We start from the raw sequence: 21,912 nt of genomic DNA on the forward strand, positions 1-21,912 counted from the left end.
GCGCCTTGTCCGGGCTACCTGTCCGCAGATTGCTGTGAACTCGTAGCCCGGTCAGCGCAGCGCCACCGGGGAAAAGCCACGCCGATGCTTCACCCCGACACCGTTCCCGGAGGCGGCGCTGGCGCGCCTTATCCGGGCTACCGGCCCGCAGAGAGCGCGCTGGAATTAACCGCTTCGCACGCCTCTTTCACCGCCTCATACAGCAGCCGTACCGCAGGCGAAAGCTGTTTGCGGTGCGGGCAAATCATATTCAGCGGCACCACGTCGCCCTGGTAGTGCGGCAGCAGCACCTGGAGTCGCCCTGCACGAATATCGTCGCCGACGTCGAGTTCAGATTTGTACGCAATCCCCTCACCGGCAATCGCCAGGCGGCGAATCACCTCCGCATCATCGCTCACGATAGTGCCGGAAACCTGCACGTGGTGTACTTTCCCTTCCCGGCTCAACGGCCAGCGGTCAAACGCCCTGCCGCGCAGCACGTAGGTGAGCGCATTATGTCGCGCCAGCTCTTCCAGCGTTTGCGGCTCGCCGTTTTCAGCTATCCAGCCGGGCGAAGCCACCAGCACTCGTCGGTTATCGGGCGCGACGGGCAGGGAGATAAACGAAGCATCGTCGTTATCGCCGTAGCGAAAGGCCACGTCCACCGGATCTTTAAACACGTCGGTCCGATGATCGGAAAACAGGATCCGCAGACGCAGCGCAGGATGACGCTGGCGAAAGCCGCGAAAAACGCGCAGAAGCAGGTTGCGCCCGAGATCGGACGGCACGGCAATTTGTAACGTACCGCGAACTTCGTCATCCGGCGTGCGGATTTTTTGCAGCCCGGCGTGCAGCGTATCGAGCATCTGCGTGGCGTAGGGCAGCCAGGCCTCACCTTCCGGCGTCAGGCGCAGGCTCCGCGTTGAACGGGCAAAAAGACGAATATTCAACGTCGTTTCCAGACGCTTGATCGCCGCACTAACCTGCGCCGGCTGCAGCCCGGCCTCTCGCGCCGCATCGCTGAAGCTGCTTAGCGCCGCAGCGCGGACAAACAGAGCCAGATCTTCCAGCCTTAACATAGACACTCCCGAACCCGGATTATTCTCAAAACTGGCGCAACCAGGCGAAAAACATCGTTGCCTCACCGTTTGCTTACACTTTTAACGAAACCAACGCTTGCCATTTCCTTGAGGTATCAGGAATCATACGAGGCTGCGATTGAGTGTCCAGGATAATAATGAGGAAACTATGCGTAAAACAAAAATGATGCTTCTGGGCGTACTGTTGGCATGCACCAGCGGAGCGTGGGCGGCGACCGGCGACGGCATTCAGAAATATGAGCTGGACGGGGTGACCGCAGACTTTAAACAATTCCACATCGGCGATACCGTTCCGCCGCTGTACCTGACGCCAGAATACAATATCAAACAGTGGCAGCAGCGCAATCTGCCGGCGCCGGATGCCGGCACGCGCTGGACCTACATGGGCGGGAGCTACGTCCTGATTACCGAAACCGAGGGGAAAATCCTCAAAATCTACGATGGCGAAATTTTCTATCATCGCTAAAAACGAAACGCCAGCGGACAAATTCTGCCGCTGGCATATCTTTTATCGTTGCTAAAGCGCTATTCGTTAAAGCGGTTTTGTTTGTGCATAAACTCCTCGACGGCAATATAGGCAGCGACCTGTTCGTAGAGCATTAAAATACTGAGTATCAGATCCCCGCCGCTGCGCAGTAAATCATCCGGCGCAGTGCGACTTTTATCATCCGATAAAAAAACTATCTGTTCATAAATTTCACAATATTCACCATAAGCGCCAATCGGAAGGTCAGCCAGCGGGATATTTTCCTGACAATAACGCAGCGCATCAGCGGCTTTCTCCGGCAGCGTGCGCGAATGCATAAAGATGACCAGAAGTTCCCGCAACTTAACGATTAGAGCAATATTATTCATCATGCACTCCGGAAATGTAGTACGGCGATATTTTCCTTCCATCGTTTTTATTGACGTATGACTGATGACTACCACATTCCGCCAAATAATAAAGCCAAATAAAATTCCTTTCGGCGAATTAAAATAGGTCACTGCTATGCTAATTAAGCTCGCACAAGCGCGGAGGGAAAACAATGTTAAGAGTATGTTTTGTTGATTAATCTCAACATCAGCAAATGTGAATAAAAATAAGTAATATTTAACACCACTATCATTCGCGCAGTGATTATTTTAGCGAAAGAAAACGGCGTTCGGCGGAGGTAAAAAAACCGCACGGCGCTTTGCGCCGCACGGTTCAGGATAGTGAGTGGACTATACCGCGCGGAAGGCGATCTCACCGGGGATAACTTCCCCCTGCCAGTACAGCTGCGCCGCGACGCGGTCTGCCAGCTGACGATAGGTCTCGGTAAACTCGCTTTCCGGACGCGCCACTACCGTCGGGGTCCCTTTGTCGAGGTCTTCGCGCAGAGTGATGTGCAGCGGCAGCTGGCCCAGCAGCTGGGTGTGGTATTTCTCCGCCAGCTTTTGCGCGCCGCCGGTACCGAAGATAGGCTCGTGGTGCCCGCAGTTGCTGCAAATATGCATGCTCATGTTTTCCACGATACCCAGCACCGGTACCTCGACTTTTTCAAACATCACGATGCCTTTTTTGGCGTCGATCAGGGCAATATCCTGCGGCGTGGTCACCACTACCGCGCCGGTAACCGGGATATTTTGCGCCAGCGTCAGCTGAATATCACCGGTACCCGGCGGCATATCCAGCACCAAATAATCGAGATCCGGCCACAGGGTTTCCTGCAGCATCTGCATCAGCGCCTTGCTGGCCATCGGCCCGCGCCACACCATAGCGTTATCGTCGGTCACCAGATAACCGATGGAGTTGGTGGCAAGACCGAACTTCATAATCGGCGCCATATGGGTCCCATCTGGCGAGGTCGGACGCTGATCTTCCGCGCCGAGCATGGTCGGAATCGACGGGCCGTAAATATCGGCATCCAGAATGCCGACTTTCGCCCCTTCCGCCGCCAGCGCCAGCGCCAGGTTGACCGCGGTCGATGATTTACCCACCCCGCCCTTACCGGAGCTGATAGCGATAATATTTTTCACGCCGTTGATACCGGGCTGATTTTTTACCCGCTGAAGCGTGGCGATGCTGTGCGTCAGCTTCCAGTCGATAGCTTTGGCACCGGTAATGCGCAGCAGCTCGGCGCTGCACTGCTCCTTCAGAGCTTCAAAGGCGCTGTTCCAGACGAACGGCATCTGAATTTCAATATGCACGGTTTCGTCCAGCCAGGCGACGTGATGCAGCGCCTTCAGCGTAGTGAGGTTATGTTTCAGGGTTGGGTGCTGGAAATTAGCCAGGGTCCCGGCGACCATCGCGCGTAGACGTTCGGGGGATTTGGCCTGGGATTGCGAACTCATCCCGACTCCTTTGTTATTGTGAGTTGAATCTTGTGCGTTAAGTTTACCTTAAAGGGAATAATTCCCCCACCATAAGCTTTGGGCTTACCAAATTATTGCCTTTGCGGTAACATCAAACCCCCTTTTTACAATAGAAGATGTAATGCCCACTATGACTCAAGTCGCGAAGAAAATACTGGTAACGTGCGCACTGCCGTACGCAAACGGCTCAATCCACCTCGGCCACATGCTGGAGCACATCCAGGCTGATGTCTGGGTCCGTTACCAGCGAATGCGCGGCCACGAAGTCAACTTCATCTGCGCCGACGACGCCCACGGAACCCCGATCATGCTGAAAGCGCAGCAGCTCGGTATCACCCCGGAACAGATGATTGGCGAAATGAGTCAGGAGCATCAGACCGATTTTGCTGGCTTCGACATCAGCTACGACAACTATCACTCCACGCACAGCGACGAAAACCGCGAGCTGTCGGAGCTTATCTATACGCGTCTGAAAGAGAACGGTTTTATCAAAAACCGCACCATCTCCCAGCTCTACGATCCGGAAAAAGGCATGTTCCTGCCGGACCGTTTTGTGAAAGGCACCTGTCCGAAGTGTAAATCACCGGATCAATACGGCGATAACTGCGAAGTATGCGGCGCGACCTACAGCCCAACCGAGCTTATCGAACCGAAATCGGTCGTCTCCGGCGCGACGCCGGTGATGCGCGAGTCCGAACACTTCTTCTTCGACCTGCCGTCGTTCAGCGAAATGCTGCAGGCGTGGACCCGCAGCGGCGCGTTGCAGGAGCAGGTAGCGAATAAAATGCAGGAGTGGTTTGAGTCCGGCCTGCAGCAGTGGGATATTTCCCGCGATGCGCCGTACTTCGGCTTTGAAATCCCGAACGCGCCGGGTAAATATTTCTACGTCTGGCTGGACGCGCCGATCGGCTACATGGGTTCCTTTAAGAACCTGTGCGACAAGCGCGGCGACGCCGCCAGCTTCGATGAGTACTGGAAGAAAGACTCCACCGCCGAGCTGTATCATTTTATCGGTAAAGACATCGTTTACTTCCACAGCCTGTTCTGGCCGGCCATGCTGGAGGGCAGCAACTTCCGCAAACCAACCAATCTGTTCGTTCACGGCTACGTGACGGTCAACGGCGCGAAGATGTCCAAGTCGCGCGGAACCTTTATTAAGGCCAGCACCTGGCTGAACCACTTTGACGCCGACAGCCTGCGCTACTACTACACCGCCAAGCTCTCTTCGCGTATCGATGATATCGATCTGAACCTGGAAGATTTCGTGCAGCGCGTTAATGCCGATATCGTCAACAAAGTGGTGAACCTCGCCTCGCGCAACGCCGGTTTTATCAATAAGCGTTTCGACGGCATGCTGTCCGCCGAGTTGGCCGATCCGGCGCTGTACAAAACCTTCACCGATGCCGCAGCAAGCATTGGCGAAGCGTGGGATAGCCGCGAGTTCGGTAAAGCCATCCGTGAAATCATGGCGCTGGCCGACGTGGCGAACCGCTACGTTGACGAGCAGGCGCCGTGGGTGGTTGCCAAACAGGAAGGCCGCGATGCCGATCTGCAGGCCATCTGCACCATGGGCCTGAATATGTTCCGCGTGCTGATGACCTGGCTCAAGCCGGTTCTGCCGCAGCTGGCCGCCCGCGCCGAAGCGTTCCTCAACAGCGAACTGAGCTGGGAGGCCATTCAGCAGCCGCTGCTCGGTCACAAGGTTAACGCCTTTAAAGCGCTGTATAACCGCATCGAAATGAAGCAGGTGGAAGCGCTGGTCGAAGCGTCGAAAGAAGAAGTGAAAGCGCTGTCAGCGCCGGTCACCGGACCGCTGGCGGACGATCCGATTCAGGACACCATCACCTTTGACGATTTCGCCAAAGTCGATATGCGCATCGCGCTGATTGAAAACGCCGAGTTCGTGGACGGTTCCGACAAGCTGCTGCGCCTGACGCTGGATCTCGGCGGCGAGAAGCGCAACGTCTTCTCCGGCATCCGCTCCGCCTACCCGGATCCGCAGGCGCTGATTGGCCGCCTGACGGTTATGGTCGCCAACCTGGCGCCGCGTAAAATGCGCTTCGGCATCTCGGAAGGCATGGTGATGGCCGCAGGCCCTGGCGGGAAAGATATCTTCCTGTTAAGCCCGGACAGCGGCGCTCAGCCAGGCCAGCAGGTCAAGTAATACCGCATACAGCGCTGCTCCGGCAGCGCTTTTTTTATAAATTCTGAAAATCGCATTCTTGTCGTCCTCCCCCTCTGTGTTCTTAGTAATAACTGCTAGCATCAAACCCAAACTGGATAAAAACACAGGGAAGAAAATGAAATCTTTTATTTATCAGGACGAAAAATCACATAAATTCTGGGCGGTGAAACAGCAAGATAACGAGCTGCATCTGAGCTGGGGCAAGGTCGGCACCAGCGGCCAGAGCCAGATTAAAACCTTTGCCGATAGCGCCACTGCTGCAAAAGCCAAACAGAAACTGATTGGTGAGAAGACAAGAAAAGGCTACGCAGAGAATACCGCGGCGGAAAAAAGCCCGCCCCAGGCTGTCGCTAGCCAATCTAATAACCGACCCTGGCTCGCTGATGATGCCCATATACCGCTCACGGAGGAGATCGGCTGGTTTGCTTTCCCTCACCGTAACCGTTCCAGACCGTTTAATACCACACCGGACGGCAATCAGATTTGGCAACGCATTACCAGGAATGATAAAGCCGAATTCAGGCCATCCGACTATCATTTCACGTCACCGGCCTGGGAACAGGCCTACGCTGAGCTACACCAACGGATTAAGCATAATCAATCCACCGGAAGCCTGCTTTCCGAAGCGGCTCTTCTCGGGAAAATGGGCTATTATTCTGGTGATTTAATCGACCTCTTTGTGACGCAATACGGGCTTGAAACCACGGTTGAGATCGCCTGTCATACCCTACAAGTGGCATGCAAGTACGATGATGATCTTAAGAAAATTGTCGTATGTAGCGACCTTCCTGTTAACGAAACAGAATATCTGCCCGACTGGCTCCCGCGCTTGTGTCATCATCTTTCATTAGCGCCAGAGGAAGAGTGGCTACGCTGTGTCAAAAAACTGATTGCTGCTATTCCTGAGCTTTCTCCCGCTATGCAGCCGTTTGTCGCACTGATGTTGCCAGAGCGTCCGGATATCGCCAATGAGATAGCATTGCGTTTCGCCGCAGAAGAGATTCCGGCAATGGCGTGGTTGAAAATGGTCGTCGATGCCCCTTCTGCACTGATTACGCTAGAAAAATATCCGTTGCCTCCACTTTACTCTCACTTTCTCCCCTATGTTGCCACATTGATAGCCAACCAAGGCATGATCGGGGTAAGTCAACTCGTCAACGATTTGGACGAAAAGGAAGCAAGCACCCAATTACCTGAGCTTGAAGCTACTGACTATTTCACTAAGTGGTTAGCTAAGACGAACCATCCGGATGCGCTTAAGATATTAATTCTTGGTGCCGGTAACAAAAATAAGCGTCTGGGATATTTAAGTAAGGCCAGTCAAAAATATCCTCATGCAGCCATTGCCGCTTATGCGTCGCTGCTGACGAGCTATGAAGATCCGATCTGGCGCAAAGCGCTAACGGTACTCATCAGCGCTGAACCAGCTCGGGTAGAGCAAGTTCTGCCATGGATTGACGCACACGCCGCAGAAACGTTAACCGCGACGCGGCCGCATAGCGACTCATCAGCAGAATATGCCAGCCCGGAGACCCTACCAGAAATACTGGTATCCCCGCCGTGGCTAAAGCAAAATCAAAAAAGCACATCACCAGTATTCAAACTATCAATACTCCCCGTCACTTCTACGCTAAGCCTGACGCCGGCAATAACGGAAGAGCTAACTGGCTACGATTACAGTGATTACCACTGCCAATTCAGTTACGCGGACCTGCCGCCATTTGAAAGCTATCATTGGGAAAAAGTGACGGAGCCATTCACCCCGGAACAAAACTTTCTGTGGCGTCTGGGGTTTGAAAAGTGGCAACAGTTAACCCCTGGCACATCGCAAAAAGTCCCCATTCCGCAAAGCGCCGTCACAGCCCTGCAATGTGCAGACTATGCCACCTTGATAAATGAGTTCCATCAGTATACGGGTAAGCAGTATTCGCAATGGAAGCTGTATCTGCTGGCCTGGATGCCGCGCGAGCAAGCATTAGCCCTGCTGGATGCTCTGGCTGATGAACCTCACAAAGGCGAAGAGGGGATCTTACCCATTTTTGGCATCGATGCCCTGCCGATATTTGTCCGTTATCTTAAACACGATCGCCAGTCGCTGTGGCCGTTTACCCCCTATTGCGGCACAACCGATTTGGCACTGCCGATGGCACAAAACTTCAGCCGCAAAAAAACGCTGCGCGAAGATGCCCGAAGCTGGTTACTTGAGTATCCCGAACATGCCATTGCCGGGTTATTGCCCGCAGCGCTAGGAAAAGCGTGCAAAGACAGGGACGACGCTCAACAAGCTTTGCGTTTACTGGCCGAAAATAATCACCGTTCTCTGATAACCCAAATAGCACAGCGCTATCAACAACCGGAGATTATCGCTGCACTGGGAGCCTTTCTCGACGCAGGAGACTTTCACGATTTCCCGACGAAAATTCAGCCTTTGCCTGAATTTTATCAATTTGCACTGTGGCGCAGACCACAGCTCAAAAGCTCGGGGTTGCCGTTGCCGGATAACGCCATGCGTTACCTCGGCGATATGTTGAATTTCCCACGCGAAGTGAAACTTTATACCGGACTGAATACCGTAAAAAGCATCTGCACTCCAACATCTCTGGCTAACTTTGCCTGGGATCTTTTTAACGCCTGGATTGAAGCCGGAGGCCCTTCAAAAGCGAACTGGGCCTTCACGACATTAGCCTTTTTCGGTAATGACGATACCGCGCGAGCGCTGACGCCGCTCATCCGTGCCTGGCCTGGAGAATCACAACATCAACGCGCAGCGCTTGGGTTGGATATTCTGGCAGAAATCGGCAGCGACATCGCTTTGATGTTGCTAAACGGCATTGCGAAAAAAATCAAATTTGCGGCGCTACAGGAGAATGCACAGAACAAAATCAAGCAAATTGCCGAACAGCGTGAACTGACCATTGCCGAGCTGGAAGACCGCCTCGCCCCGGATCTCGGGCTGGACGACAACGGTACTCTGGTTCTCGACTTCGGCCCCCGCCGCTTTACAGTCAGCTTCGATGAAACCCTCAAACCCTTTGTGCGCGATGAAAGCGGTCGCCGCCTGAAAGACTTGCCAAAGCCCAACAAAAGCGATGATGAAACGCTGGCGGCCGCAGCGGTCAATCGCTATAAATCGCTGAAAAAGGACGCCCGCACCGTCGCCACCCAGCAAATCATGCGCCTTGAAACCGCCATGTGCCTGCGCCGCCGCTGGACCGCAGAACAGTTCCGCCTGTTCCTCGTCGACCATCCGCTGGTGCGCCATCTCACCCGCCGCTTGATCTGGGGAGTCTATAGCCAGGAAAACGTCCTGCTGGCCTGCTTCCGCGTCGCCGAAGATAACAGCTACAGCGATGCAGAAGATAACCTGTTCAGCCTGCCTGAAGGGCAAATCGGCCTTCCGCACGTGCTGGAAATCTCCGCGGAAGACGCCGCCGCCTTCGGCCAGCTGTATGCCGACTATGAACTACTGCCGCCGTTCCGCCAGCTCGATCGCAACCACTATCGCCTGACGGAAAGCGAAAACCGGGCCACAGAATTAACGCGCTGGCGCGGACGCCAGTGCCAGGCCGGGCGCATCGTCGGACTGGAGCGCAAAGGCTGGCAGCGAATAGAAGATGGCGGCAGCATCTGCGGCATGTTCAAACCCGCCACCAGCGGCGATATTGTGCTGGAAGTGGAACCTTTTTCGCTGCTGTATGGAGAAACCACCTACGACGAACTCATCCCGTTCGAGACAGTGAAATTCGTTACCAAAGGGGATATTGACTACGGCAAACCGACCTTTGCTTTCGCAACGCTCGACGCTATCGCCGCCAGCGAACTTATCAACGATATCGAATCGCTATTCGATTAAAAGGACTTAGTCATGAAAACGTTTATTTATCAGGATGAAAAATCACATAAGTTCTGGGCGGTTGAGCAGCAGGATAACGAACTGCATCTGAGCTGGGGGAAGGTGGGTACCAGCGGCCAGAAGCAGATTAAAACCTTCGCCGACGCGGCAGCGGCCAGTAAGGCCGGGCAGAAGCTGATTAATGAGAAGGCTAAAAAAGGTTACGTCGAAAATAGCGCGGCGGAGGCCAGCATGCCGGCTCCGCAGCAAACTGCTGCCAGCGCTGGCAGCCCGCCGTGGCTAAAGGATGACGAACCGATTATTCTCGATCCAGATTACGAGACCAATGCCTACAGTAATCGCCGTTTTACTGATGAACCGCTCAAACCGGTTAATGAAGACTGCACGCTGTGGGAAATGCTTAAAGAAAGTGAGCACTGGACCCCTTTCTTTCTCACCTGTCTGCAACATTTCGATGCGAGCGCTTGCCGTCGGGAATGGCAGCAGGCACTACAGGAAGCAATGCGACGAATCAAACAGCAGCAGTCAGAAGGATCGCTACTCTCCGATACCATTCTGACTCTCGCAAGATTTGTCCTCCATTATCCTATCCGTATTGATGTCTGGCTGGACGGTATCGTTCAACAACGGGGGGTGGAATACGCAGTCGACTTAGTCATTGCCTTACAGCAAGTTCAGATGACCGATCAAACAAACAGCGATCCCGTCACAAACAAGGCGATTGAGGATGGTTATGAGCGACTCTTAATGATTCTGCGAAATGGCCAGTCAGCGCAAACGTCGCCGTTATTTGCTATTACCCTGAGTCACAATATTACCGACCTGCGTTTTGAGCATGGTTTTAGCAAAATCGACTTGCATTTGCGTAAACACCTGTCGCAGGCCGATGCGACCACCTGGCAGCGCTGTGCCGATAAACTGATCGCCGCCCTGCCATCGATTGCCCCACGTCGCCGCCCGCTTGTCGCCTTTCTGCTGCCGGAAAAGCCAGAAATCGCCAATCGGCTGGCGCTCGAACTGGCGCCTGATAACGACTTCCCCGAGCTGGAGTGGTTGAATATCGTCGCCACCGATCCGCAGGCGGTGCAACAACTGGCAAGATTCCGGCAACTGAATCTATTCACCCACTACCGTACGAGCGAGCGTTGCATTGAGACGTTGCTGCGGGAACAGAGCCTTGCGGGGCTATCACGACTAACGCCTCTGATACATGAATACCGGATTAAGCGCGCGTTAGTTGAAGTTAATCACCCACAGGCCATGACGCTGCTTATGATGGATAAAAATGCCAGCGACGCTGATCATCTGGACTCTTTTGCAAAGAAACACCCGGAAGCCGCCCTTTACGCGCTGACTCAGGGGCTGGTCAATGGTAAAAACGCGATACATTTACGCCTGCTGGAACAGATCGTTCTGGGCAACCCGCAGGCGCAGGAAAGCGCGGGGCCCTGGCTGACGGCGGAGCAACAACAGCTCCTGTTCAACCACTTTCCGCAGCTGGTCGCCACGGAGGAAATCGCCTCCCCGGACGACCAGCCCCCGGTTCTGCGCTCCCCACCGTGGCTGGCGAAAAAGAAAAAAACTGCCGCTGTGGCGTTGACGCTTCAAGTGCTGCCGCTCGAATCAATGGGGCCTGAGCCTGAGCCGCTGCAGGAAGAGGAAGTCCCTACAACGGCGGAAGTCCTACGCTATCTTGGTTTCGAGAGTTTCTATTTTGACCGGGATAACCCCGCTCCGGAAAGATTTGACTGCAAATGGGGCGTCAGCAAAACGGCCATCTCTCTGCTGGAAAAAGAGGATTACGAATCGTTACTTAACACCCGGCAAAAGTACGATTACGAAAGCTACATTACGCTACATATGTCAATCCTGGCCAGACTACCAGAAGAGAAAGCGCTCTCTATCTGGAACGCGATGACGCACCTGCATCTTACCGGGATTGATGAAGTGGTTCACCGCTTTGGCCTGCCGACGCTGCCAGGCCTGCTGCGTTACGCCCGCATAGCCCCAAAAGAGGCCGTTCCTCTGGCGGCAATGTTCGCCGCTAGCGAAGCGGCTCCGCTGATGGCCCGCGCTTTCTGCCAGCTCAAATCCCTACGCGATATCGCCGAACGCTGGCTGCTCACTTACCCGGAGCACGCTATTACCGGCCTGCTACCCGCGGCGCTGGGCAAATCGAGTAAAGAGCAGGGCGATGCGCGGATGACGCTGCGCTTTCTTGTCAGTTCCGGCCATCTGCCGCTGATGGAACAGGTCGCGCGACGCTATGACCAACCAGAAGTGATGACAGCACTGGGCGAAATGCTGGCCGCCGACCCGCTCGATAACTATCCGCTGAAAATTGCTAAACTCCCCGAATGGTGTACGCCAGAGGTCTGGCATCGCCCGATACTGCACAACGGAAAAGCGCTTAGCGATGATGCCATCCGCCATCTCTGCACTATGCTTGCCTTCCCGCGTGAGGAGACGCTCTACCCCGGCATCGTTCAGGTGCAGGAAGCCTGTACGCCACGGTCGTTGGCCGATTTTGCCTGGGATCTGTTTCAGAGCTGGGAAATCGTCAGCGGTTCCGCCAAAGATAACTGGGGTTTTACCGCGCTGGGTATTTTCGGCAACGATGACACCGTACGCCGCCTTACGCCGCTCATCCGCGCCTGGCCGGGGGAATCTCAGCATAAACGCGCCACCGTCGGGCTGGACATTCTTGCCGCCATCGGCAGCGATATCGCCCTGATGCAGCTGAATGGCATTGCACTGAAGATAAAATTTAAGGCGCTTCAGGAAGCCGCGCGGGAAAAAATCAAACAGATTGCCGACAAGCGCGAACTCACCATTGCCGAACTGGAAGACCGTCTCGCCCCAGATTTAGGTCTGGATGACAGCGGTACCCTCACCCTCGACTTCGGCCCCCGCCGCTTTACCCTCGGCTTCGATGAAGCCCTGAAACCCTTTGTGCGCGATGAAAGCGGTCGCCGCCTGAAAGATTTGCCGAAGCCCGGCAAAAGCGACGATGAACCGCGCGCTGCGGAGGCCGTCAGTCGTTACAGGCAGTTGAAAAAAGACGTCCGCACGGTAGCCAGCCAGCAGATCATGCGGCTTGAATCAGCGATGTGCCTGCGCCGCCGCTGGACCGCCGAACAGTTCCGCCTGTTCCTCGTCGACCATCCGCTGGTGCGCCATCTCACCCGCCGCCTGGTCTGGGGAGTCTATAGCCAGGAAAACGTCCTGCTGGCCTGCTTCCGCATCGCCGAAGATAACAGCTACAGTGACGCGCAAGATAACCCAATCAACCTGCCTGAGGGGCAAATCGGCCTTCCGCACGTGCTGGAAATCTCCGCGGAAGACGCCGCCGCTTTCGGCCAGCTGTTTGCCGACTATGAACTGCTACCACCGTTCCGCCAGCTCGATCGCAACGCCTACCGTTTTAGCCAGGCAGAATCCGAAACTTTCGACCTCCAGCGTTGGGCGGGACGTAAAGCCCTCAGCGGACGAGTGGCCGGGCTGGTCAGTAAAGGCTGGCAACGGGGTGAAGTTCGCGATGCCGGCGGGGTCTATACCTTCTATAAACCCGTTGATGGTGGCTACGTAGAACTCGAAGTGTTTCCGGGATTTACGGTAGGTTTATCGGTGGATATGGTCAGCAAGACCCAGGGAATAAGCCATATTCGTCTGTATAAAGCAGGGCAAAGAAAAATGATATATCCCTTCTCTTCACTCGATAAGATAGCCGCCAGCGAACTGATTAACGATATCGAATCGCTATTCGATTAAAAGGATTTAACCATGAAAACGTTTATTTATCAGGATGAAAAATCACATAAGTTCTGGGCGGTTGAGCAGCAGGATAACGAACTGCATCTGAGCTGGGGGAAGGTGGGTACCAGCGGCCAGAAGCAGATTAAAACCTTTGCCGACGCGGCAGCGGCCAGTAAGGCCGGGCAGAAGCTGATCAATGAAAAAACCCGCAAAGGCTACGTTGAGCAAGGCGAAACCACGCCGTCTGCGGCAGCCAGCCTGCCGGAGGAACCGGCATCTACCCCAGCTGCGCCGCCGCCCGCATGCGCCACCGTGCCTGCAGATATAGCTCGTCCGTGGCTGGCGGACGATGTCGAACTGGCTTTGTCAGATGAGCTGCTGCAAGATGTGCTCCCTTCACGCCGCTTTCCCGGTCAACCGATCGCCGCGCCCGCAGATAGCGAACTGATGAATCTCGGCAAAGAGATCCACCAGCAGTCCGGGAAAGCCGTGACCTTTGACTATGCCGACTGTTCCGCCTACTGGCAGCAAACCATCAACGAAGCCCTTAGCGATGGCCCGCTCTCCCCTGCTGCGCTGGCGGTGCAGCTCGCCCTCGCCACGCGTCGCGGCTGGCGCAGCAGCGACAATGCCGACCTGATGGACGAAATTGTTTACGTCTACGGACTGGAATACGCCGTCGAGACGTTTATTGCCCTGCAGCACATTGCTTTTGATTACAATTACCAGACCCTGCAGGTGACCTTCCTTTCAGAACCCACCAGCGCGCGCGGGCCCGGGATGCTCGACGTGCGCCTGCGCGCGCATCTGGCTCAGGCCGATGAACCGCTCTGGCAGCGCTGCGTGAATAAACTGATCGCCGCGCTGGCGGATATGCCCATCGGGCAGCAGCCGCTGGTGGCGCTATTGCTGCCCGATCGCCCGGATATCGTCCACGAAATCACCCGCCGGGTGCTGGCGCATAAAAATATCAGAACGGCGGAATGGCTGAAGGTGGTGGTTCGCGACCCGCAGCTCGTCAAAGCGCTGGAGCCTTATCGGGCGGAGAACCTGTTTAACGACTACTACCACGGCAGCGTCTGGAACGCGACGGTGATGCGCGAACAGGGCGTTGCCGGCATCGCCCGCTTCGCACCCTACGTTCATGACGATCTGTGCGGTAAGCTGGTCAGCCAAATTAACCATCCGCAGGCGCTGAGCCAGCTAATCCTCGCAAGCGAGCAGGGTAAGCGTTGTCACGAACGGATGAGCCAGGCCAGCGCGCGCTTCCCGCACGCCGCGCTGGCGGCGCTGGCTGAACTGCTGACGCAGAAAGAAGAGAAACGCTGGCGCATTATGCTGATGACCCTGCTCAGCGGGCAGCCGGGGCTGGTCGGAGAAATTGTGCCGTGGATCTCTGCACAGGCCGCGACGCTACTGGAAGCCTGCCAGCAGCAGTTAAGCCAGCAGGCCGAGTGCGCCCGCGACGATATGCTCCCGCCGGTGCTGGTCACCCCACCCTGGGCGGCGAAAAAGAAAAAATCCCCCATTGCACAGCTGAATCTGCCGCCGCTCCCATTAGAGCCGGTCTGTATGCTGACGGAAGAGGCAAGCAAACAGCTTCTCGAACAGCGTAGCTGGTATGCCCGCCAGCTCGATAATGGCAAAGAAAAAGATGAAAAGGAGCTCCTGTCCTGCTTAGGTTTCCACAGCTGGAACCGGAGCCAAAATCGCTATGAAGATGTCTCCGATGCCGCTATCGATGCCTGGCAACGACAGGATTATCCGGCGCTGATTGCGGAATTTAAGAATGCCCATACCTATCGCCAGGAAGAGTGGAAGCTGTACATGCTCGCCGCCCTGCCCGCCGGACGGGCGCTACAGGCCTGGAACGCGCTCAGCCAGGAGCCCCACACCGGCGCAGACTTTGTGATGGCGCACCTGCGTCTCGCCGGTTTGCCGGGCTTTATCCACTCCTTCTCACGCTATCCGCAGGAAAACCTGTCGGTTGCGATCTGGTTTGCCGCCAGCGAACTGGCCCCCATCATCGCCCGCGCTTTTAACAAACTTAAATCGCTGCGTGAAGGCGCGCGCGAATGGCTGCTGGCCTATCCTGAACATGCGATTACCGGCCTGCTGCCCGCCGCCCTCGGCAAAGCGGGCGAAGCGCAGGACAGCGCGCGCCTGGCGATACGTATGCTGGTGGATAACGGCCATCAGCCGCTGCTTGAAGAGATCGCCCGGCGCTACAATCAGCCGGCGGTAACGGAGGCCGTTAGCGCCCTGCTCGCCCTCGATCCGCTGGATAACCATCCGACCAAAATTCCGCCGCTGCCCGCGTTTTACCAGCCTGCGCTGTGGACGCGTCCGCTGCTGCGGGAAAATGGCCTGGCTCTGCCGGATGGCCCCTTAAAAGCGCTCGGCGAAATGCTGCGCTTCCCGTCAGAGGAGGGGATTTATCCCGGCCTGCAGCAGGTTAAAGATCTCTGTACTGCCGAATCACTTGCCGCCTTTTCCTGGGATCTGTTCAGCGCCTGGCAAACCGCCGGAGCGCCATCGAAAGAGAGCTGGGCGTTTACCGCGCTCGGGATTTTCGGCAACGATGATACCGCCCGGGCCCTGACGCCGCTGATCCGCGCCTGGCCCGGCGAATCTCAGCATAAGCGCGCCACCGTCGGATTAGATATTCTCGCCGCCATCGGCACGGATATCGCCCTGATGCAGCTTAACGGCATCGCCCAGAAGCTAAAATTCAAAGCCCTGCAGGAACGCGCCAGAGAGAAAATCGGCGATATCGCTGAAAGCCGCGGGCTGACCGTGGAAGAACTGGAAGACCGCCTGGCGCCCGATCTGGGTCTGAATGAGGATGGTAAGCTCACCCTCGATTTTGGCCCACGGCGCTTTATCGTGAGCTTTGATGAAGCGCTCAAGCCGTACGTCCGGGATGAAAACGGCAGCCGTCTGAAAGATCTGCCGAAGCCGAATAAAAGCGACGATAACGCGCTCGCCGCCGAGGCTGTCAATCGCTACAAGGCCCTGAAAAAAGATGCCCGCACGATTGCCGCCCAGCAAATCGCGCGGATGGAGTCGGCCATGTGCCAGCGCCGCCGCTGGACGCCGGAGAACTTCCGCCTGTTCCTGGTCAACCATCCGCTGGTACGCCATCTCACCCGTCGCCTGGTATGGGGCGTATACGGTGAGGACAACCGCCTGCAGGCCTGTTTCCGCGTGGCGGAAGACAACAGCTACAGCAATGCCGATGACGATCTCTTCCCTCTGCCGGACGGCGACATTCGTATCGGACTTCCGCATCTGCTGGAAATGACGCCGCAGGATGCCGCCGCTTTTGGTCAGCTATTTGCCGATTACGAACTGCTGCCGCCGTTCCGTCAGCTCGACCGCAACTGCTACACCCTGACGCCCGCCGAGCTAGCGACTACAGAACTGACGCGCTGGGCAGGACGCAAGTGCCCGAGTGGCCGGGTCATCGGGCTGGCGAACAAAGGCTGGCTACGCGGCGAGCCGCAGGACGCTGGCTGGATCGGCTGGATGCTAAAACCGCTGGGACAGCGGGCGCTGGTAATGGAAATCGACGAAGGCTTCGCCGTGGGCATGCTGCCGGATGAGCTCAGCACCGAGCAGCTATTAAGCAAAGTCTGGCTGTACGCCGGAAATGCCCGGCAGTACGGCTGGGGCGGCAACGCTCCGCAGCAGGCTCGATTTTCGGAGCTGGATAAAGTCGCCCTCAGCGAACTGATCAACGATATTGAAGGGCTATTTGAATAGAACAAGGAACGTTTATGCACAACGCACTAACCCCACCCTGGCTGGCGGATGACGCGCAGCTGGAGCTGACCTTTAAAAAAGGTAAGACGCCGTTAAGCCATCGCCGCTGGCCGGGCGAGCCGGTGCCGCTGGTTAAAGTGGAACGACTTCAACAGCTGGCGAACGATATTGCCTCCCGCAGTCAGCCCCTCGCGTGGGAGGCTGAACAATGTACTGCTGAGTGGCAACAGGCGATTGCGCAGGCGATGCGCTGCGTGGGCGAGGCCAGAGCGGCAATGCCCGCCCGCGCGCTGGCGGTGCTGACTCGTCTGGCTGAAGAGGATAGCCCGGCGCTTTTGGATGAAATCGTCCAGCTGCACGGCGTCGAGTACGCGACCGAGGTGGTGATTGCCCGGCAGAATATCGCGGCGGGCCATAGTAAATACCCGCCGCGCAAATGGGTGTTCAGTCATCCGGAGAAAGAGAATGTTTACGGCCTCCACTCTGAAACCTATAGCGAGTTCGATCTACGTCTGCGCAAACATCTGTCGCTGGCGGAAGAGGTCGTCTGGCAACGCTGCGCCGAAAAGCTTATTGCCGGCCTGGTCGAAACGCCGTTTTATCGCCAGCCGTTTATCGCCCTGCTGCTGCCGGAAAGGCCGGATATCGCCAATCAAATAGCCGGACGTTGCATTGACAACTCCTGGCGGTCGTCAAAAGAGTGGCTTAAAGCCGTCGCCACCGACCCCGCCGTGCTGGCGAAGCTTGAGGAAACCTGGTCGAGTGATATTTTTACCGATCGCCAGGACAGCGATGGCTATTTTGCAAACCGCTACGGCTATGCCGCTTGCGCCGCGCTTTTGCGTGAACAGGGGCTGGCGGCAGTCGCCAGGCTGGCGATTTACGCGCACAAAGACGATTGCGGTAGCCTGCTGGCGCAAATCAACCATCCGCAGGTTATTCGCCTGCTGCTGCTGGTGGCGGATAAAAACAAGCCCAGCCAGCTGCGCGTGGCAAAATATGCCAGACAATTTCCCGCCTCGACGCTGGCGGCGCTGGCAGAGCTGCTGGCGCTACCGGAGCCGCCCGCGCGTCCGGGCTATCCTGAAATTGAAGACAAAAAGCTCCCGCAGCAGCAGAAGAAACGCGAAGAAAGCTGGCGAATGCTGCTCCGGACGCTGCTGAATACGCATCCGCCGCTGGCCGAACAGGTTAGTCCCTGGCTAAGCTCGCAGGCGCGGGAACTTCTGGCGACGTTCCAACAGGCGCTGCCCGCAGGCGTCACGGTGGCCGTCGATAACCCCGGCCTGCCGGAAATTCTGCTCTCGCCGCCGTGGCGCAGTAAAAAGAAAAAAACCGCCGCGCCGCGTTTTGCGCTATCGCCGCTGAAGCTTGCGCCGCAGGAGTACTGGCAGCCTGGAGAGCGGGAGGCGCTGGCCGCCGGCAAACCGGCCTGCTTCTTTAACGACCTGCCGCTACATGAGCGCATTAGCCGCAAAGGTGAGGTGGTATTAGAGGAACTGGGCTTTCAGGATATGGATTATCTCTTTCATCAGTATACTTTGAATGGACAGCAAGGGCATTTAGGGTCGCCGTGGCACAGCGCATACAGGACTAAAACAGGCTGGGATAAAGCCGCTATCAGAGCGCTGCACAGCGGTGATAACGAAGCGCTTCTCAAAGCCTGGCGAGACTATCTCGAAGAAAGCTATCACCCCAACGAGTGCTGGAATCTTTATCTGCTTATGCAACTCCCCCGCAAGCAGGCGGTAACCCTCTGGCAGCGCATTAATGAAGAAAATTTCAAATTTGTCGGCGCTGAATACCTGTTGAGCATCCTCGGGACTGACGCCCTGTCCGGCCTGCTGCTGGCGCTCCGGCATCGGCCAAAAGAGATCTTTCCGCTGCTGATGCATCTCGGCGCAACGGAGCTGGCGCTGCCGGTGGCCCGCGTCTGGCGGCGCTTTCAGGCGCAGAGCCATCTCGCCCGCCAGTGGCTACTGCAATGGCCGGAACACGCCGCCGCCGCGTTAATTCCGCTGGCGTTCGATAAAGCAGGCGATAGCCGCGAAGCGGCCATTAACGCCCTGCGTCTGCTGTATCAGGAAGGCCATCACGCGCTACTGCAAACGGTGGCGCAACGCTGGCACGAACCGAGGCTATGGCCAGCGCTGGAGCAGCTGCTGACGCAAGATCCTCTGGATAATTATCCGGCCCGCACGCCGAAAGCGCCGGATTTCTGGCAGCCCGCGCTCTGGCGCAGGCCGCGGCTTCTCAGCAACGACCAGCCGCTGACCGACGATGCGCTGGAAATTCTCGGCGATATGCTGCGCTTCGCCCAGGGCGGCCACTTTTACTGCGGACTGGATTTAGTCAAAGCCGCCTGTCAGCCCCAATCGCTGGCCGCTTTCGCCTGGGATCTCTTCAAAGCCTGGCAGAATGCCGGTGCGCCCGGCAAAGAGAACTGGGCTTTTCAGACGCTGGGGATCTTTGGCGATGAAAGCACGGTGCGTGATTTAACCCAGCTTATTCTCGCCTGGCCGCAGGAAGGGAAATCTGCCCGCGCCGCCAGCGGCCTGCATCTTCTGACCCGCATCGGCAGCGATATGTCGCTGCTGCAGCTGGACCATATTTCGCAACGGGCAAAATCCCGCCCGCTGCGCGAGAGCGCGGAACGTTGTCTGCAAGAGATTGCCGAAGCGCGCGATTTGAGCGAAGAGCAGCTGCAGGATCGGCTTACGCCGACGCTGGGGCTGGATAACCCCGGTGCGCTGACCTTTGATTTCGGTACCCGCAGCTTTAGCGTGCGCTTTGATGAAAATCTGCAGCCGGTAATTTATGACCAGCAGGGAGCGCGGCAAAAGAGCCTCCCGCGCCTGCGCGCCGAAGATGACCAGACAAAAGCCGCGGAAGCGCTGCTCCGGCTGAAAGGATTGAAAAAAGATGCCGCTCGCGTGGCGAAACGCCTGCTACCGCATCTGGAAAATGCCCTGCGGCTGGCGCGGCGCTGGACGCGCGCGGAGTTTCAGTCGCTGTTCGTCGACCACCCGCTGACCCACAATGTGACCCGCCGCCTGGTATGGGGAGTATACGCCGCTAATGAGCCTCGTCGCCTGCTCGCCGCTTTTCGCATCGCGGCCGAGGGAGAGTTCTGCGACGGCCAGGATGAGCCCATCACGCTGCCGGAAGATACACTATTCGGCATCGTTCATCCGCTGGAAATGGACGACCTGACGCGGGCGGCGTTTGAACAACTCTTTGCCGATTACCAGCTATTGCCGCCGTTCCGTCAGCTGACCCGCCATACTCTTCTGCTGCTGCCGGAAGAAACTTCAGTCAGCAAGCTAACGCGCTGGCAGGGCAAATCAACCACCTGCGGACAGCTGCTGGGCATCCGCCGCCGGGGCTGGTGGCAAGGTAGCGAAAGCTATTTCTGTTACGATGTTGCTCAGCATCGGCTGATACTGGAAATCACGCCGGGATTTGTTCACTACAGCATAGACGCTAAAGCTCCTCAGCAGTTTGGCGCGATAACGCTCTATTACGGCGAACAACCCGTTGCGTTTTCCCGGCTCGATCCTCAGGATCTCAGCGAAGCGCTAAGCACAATAGAGATTATTTCCCGCTAGTGCGACAAACGAGGTGAGTCAATTAGCAACAATATTCGACTCACCGCATGAGTCGAATATTGGCTTTTTAGCCCCACGAACCTAATGTGCCTTTTTAACTACAAGATACGCAGGAAGATGTTGCGTTAAATATAATCCGATATATCAAGCTCAGAAATAAAGCACCTCACGCAATCTGCTGCGCATAAATAAGGTCTAACGATTACCGCTGTCTCTTTAAGGAAGAAACGATGATACAACAGGAAAAACATCTTCAGCGCCCCTCAGCCGCCGTGCTCTACGCCGATGAACTCGCGCGGCTGCAACAGAATGACCCTTTCCCCTGCCCGCCCGGCTGGCAGTTAAGCCTGCCTGCGGCGCGCGCGTTTATCCTCGGCGATAGCGCTCGCGACATCAGCCGTAAAGTGGTTATCAGCCCCGCCGCCGTCGAGCGGATGCTGGTCACGCTGGCGACCGGACGCGGCCTGATGCTGGTCGGTGAGCCGGGCACGGCAAAATCGCTGCTCTCAGAGCTGCTGGCCACCGCCGTCTGCGGCGATGCCGGGCTCACCATTCAGGGCGGCGCGTCGATTACCGAAGATCAAATCAAGTACGCCTGGAACTATGCGCTGTTGATCAACCAGGGACCCTCGACCCAGGCGCTGGTGCCCGCACCGCTGTATCAAGGCATGCGCGACGGGAAAATCGTCCGCTTCGAAGAGATAACCCGCACGCCGCTGGAGGTTCAGGACTGCCTGCTGGGGATGCTTTCCGACCGGGTAATGGCGATCCCGGAGCTGAGCGGTGAGGATAGCCTGCTCTATGCCCGCGCCGGGTTTAATATCATTGCGACCGCCAATACCCGCGATCGCGGGGTCAACGAAATGAGCGCGGCGCTTAAACGTCGCTTCGACTTCGAAACCGTCTTTCCAATCATGGATTTTCAGCAGGAGCTGGAGCTGGTGGCTAACGCGTCGGCGCGCCTGCTGGCGCTTAGCGGCATTCCGCATAAAGTGCCCGATGCCGTACTGGAACTGCTGGTCCAGACCTTCCGCGATCTGCGCGCCGAGGGCGGAAAGAAAACCTCAATGGATACTCTCAACGCGATTATGTCCACCGCCGAAGCGGTTAACGTCGCCCACGCCGTCGGCGTACGTGCCTGGTTTCTGGCCGCTCGCGCCGGAGAGCCCGCCGACCTGGTAGACTGCATCGCCGGTACAATCGTCAAAGATAACGAGGACGACCGCGCCCGCCTGCGCCGCTATTTTGAGCAGCGCGTCGGTACGCATAAAGAAGCCCACTGGCAGGCCTATTATCAGGCCCGCCACCGCCTGCCGTGAGGGAACACGC

Annotated in this window: 10 protein-coding genes; 7 read left to right on the forward strand and 3 right to left on the reverse strand. The window is 56.8% G+C overall.

The genetic code is table 11. The features are described from left to right. Positions 1-137 precede the first annotated feature (137 nt). Positions 138-1,058, reverse strand: coding sequence for a LysR family transcriptional regulator (locus IAE27_RS11700; protein ID WP_004103805.1), 921 nt, complete (start codon positions 1,056-1,058; stop codon positions 138-140). A 169-nt stretch (positions 1,059-1,227) separates the two neighbouring features. Between IAE27_RS11700 and IAE27_RS11705 the strand changes: the two genes are divergently transcribed. Then, positions 1,228-1,545, forward strand: coding sequence for an RcnB family protein (locus tag IAE27_RS11705; RefSeq protein ID WP_004103807.1), 318 nt, complete (start codon positions 1,228-1,230; stop codon positions 1,543-1,545). A 59-nt stretch (positions 1,546-1,604) separates the two neighbouring features. Here the strand turns inward: IAE27_RS11705 and IAE27_RS11710 are convergent, their stop codons facing one another. Both IAE27_RS11710 and apbC read right to left on the reverse strand, forming a co-directional pair. Then, positions 1,605-1,934 (reverse strand): hypothetical protein, encoded by a 330-nt coding sequence (locus IAE27_RS11710; protein ID WP_004114049.1) that lies wholly within the window; start codon positions 1,932-1,934, stop codon positions 1,605-1,607. Between the two features lie 351 nt (positions 1,935-2,285). After that, a complete protein-coding gene (gene apbC / locus IAE27_RS11715) occupies positions 2,286-3,395 on the reverse strand; it encodes an iron-sulfur cluster carrier protein ApbC (RefSeq protein WP_004103811.1) in 1,110 nt (369 codons plus the stop codon). A 151-nt stretch (positions 3,396-3,546) separates the two neighbouring features. Here apbC and metG point away from each other — a divergent pair, with 151 nt between their 5' ends. The 6 genes from metG (at position 3,547) to IAE27_RS11745 (ending at position 21,902) form a co-directional block, all read left to right on the forward strand. Next, positions 3,547-5,580 (forward strand): methionine--tRNA ligase, encoded by a 2,034-nt coding sequence (gene metG / locus IAE27_RS11720; RefSeq protein ID WP_016809243.1) that lies wholly within the window; start codon positions 3,547-3,549, stop codon positions 5,578-5,580. A 136-nt stretch (positions 5,581-5,716) separates the two neighbouring features. Then, a complete protein-coding gene (locus IAE27_RS11725; protein WP_200092473.1) occupies positions 5,717-9,454 on the forward strand; it encodes a WGR and DUF4132 domain-containing protein in 3,738 nt (1,245 codons plus the stop codon). A gap of 12 nt (positions 9,455-9,466) precedes the next feature. Further along, positions 9,467-13,225, forward strand: a complete 3,759-nt coding sequence (locus tag IAE27_RS11730) for a DUF4132 domain-containing protein (protein ID WP_200092452.1) — start codon at positions 9,467-9,469, stop codon at positions 13,223-13,225. Positions 13,226-13,237: 12 nt separating this feature from the next. Then, positions 13,238-16,975 (forward strand): DUF4132 domain-containing protein, encoded by a 3,738-nt coding sequence (locus tag IAE27_RS11735; RefSeq protein ID WP_200092455.1) that lies wholly within the window; start codon positions 13,238-13,240, stop codon positions 16,973-16,975. Positions 16,976-16,989: 14 nt separating this feature from the next. After that, complete coding sequence (locus tag IAE27_RS11740) at positions 16,990-20,583, forward strand: DUF4132 domain-containing protein (protein ID WP_200092457.1); 3,594 nt, start codon at positions 16,990-16,992, stop codon at positions 20,581-20,583. A gap of 230 nt (positions 20,584-20,813) precedes the next feature. Then, positions 20,814-21,902 (forward strand): ATP-binding protein, encoded by a 1,089-nt coding sequence (locus IAE27_RS11745; RefSeq protein ID WP_200092459.1) that lies wholly within the window; start codon positions 20,814-20,816, stop codon positions 21,900-21,902. Positions 21,903-21,912: the final 10 nt, after the last annotated feature.

This window comes from Klebsiella sp. S69, assembly GCF_016516145.1.
In the GTDB taxonomy this organism is placed as follows: domain Bacteria; phylum Pseudomonadota; class Gammaproteobacteria; order Enterobacterales; family Enterobacteriaceae; genus Klebsiella; species Klebsiella oxytoca.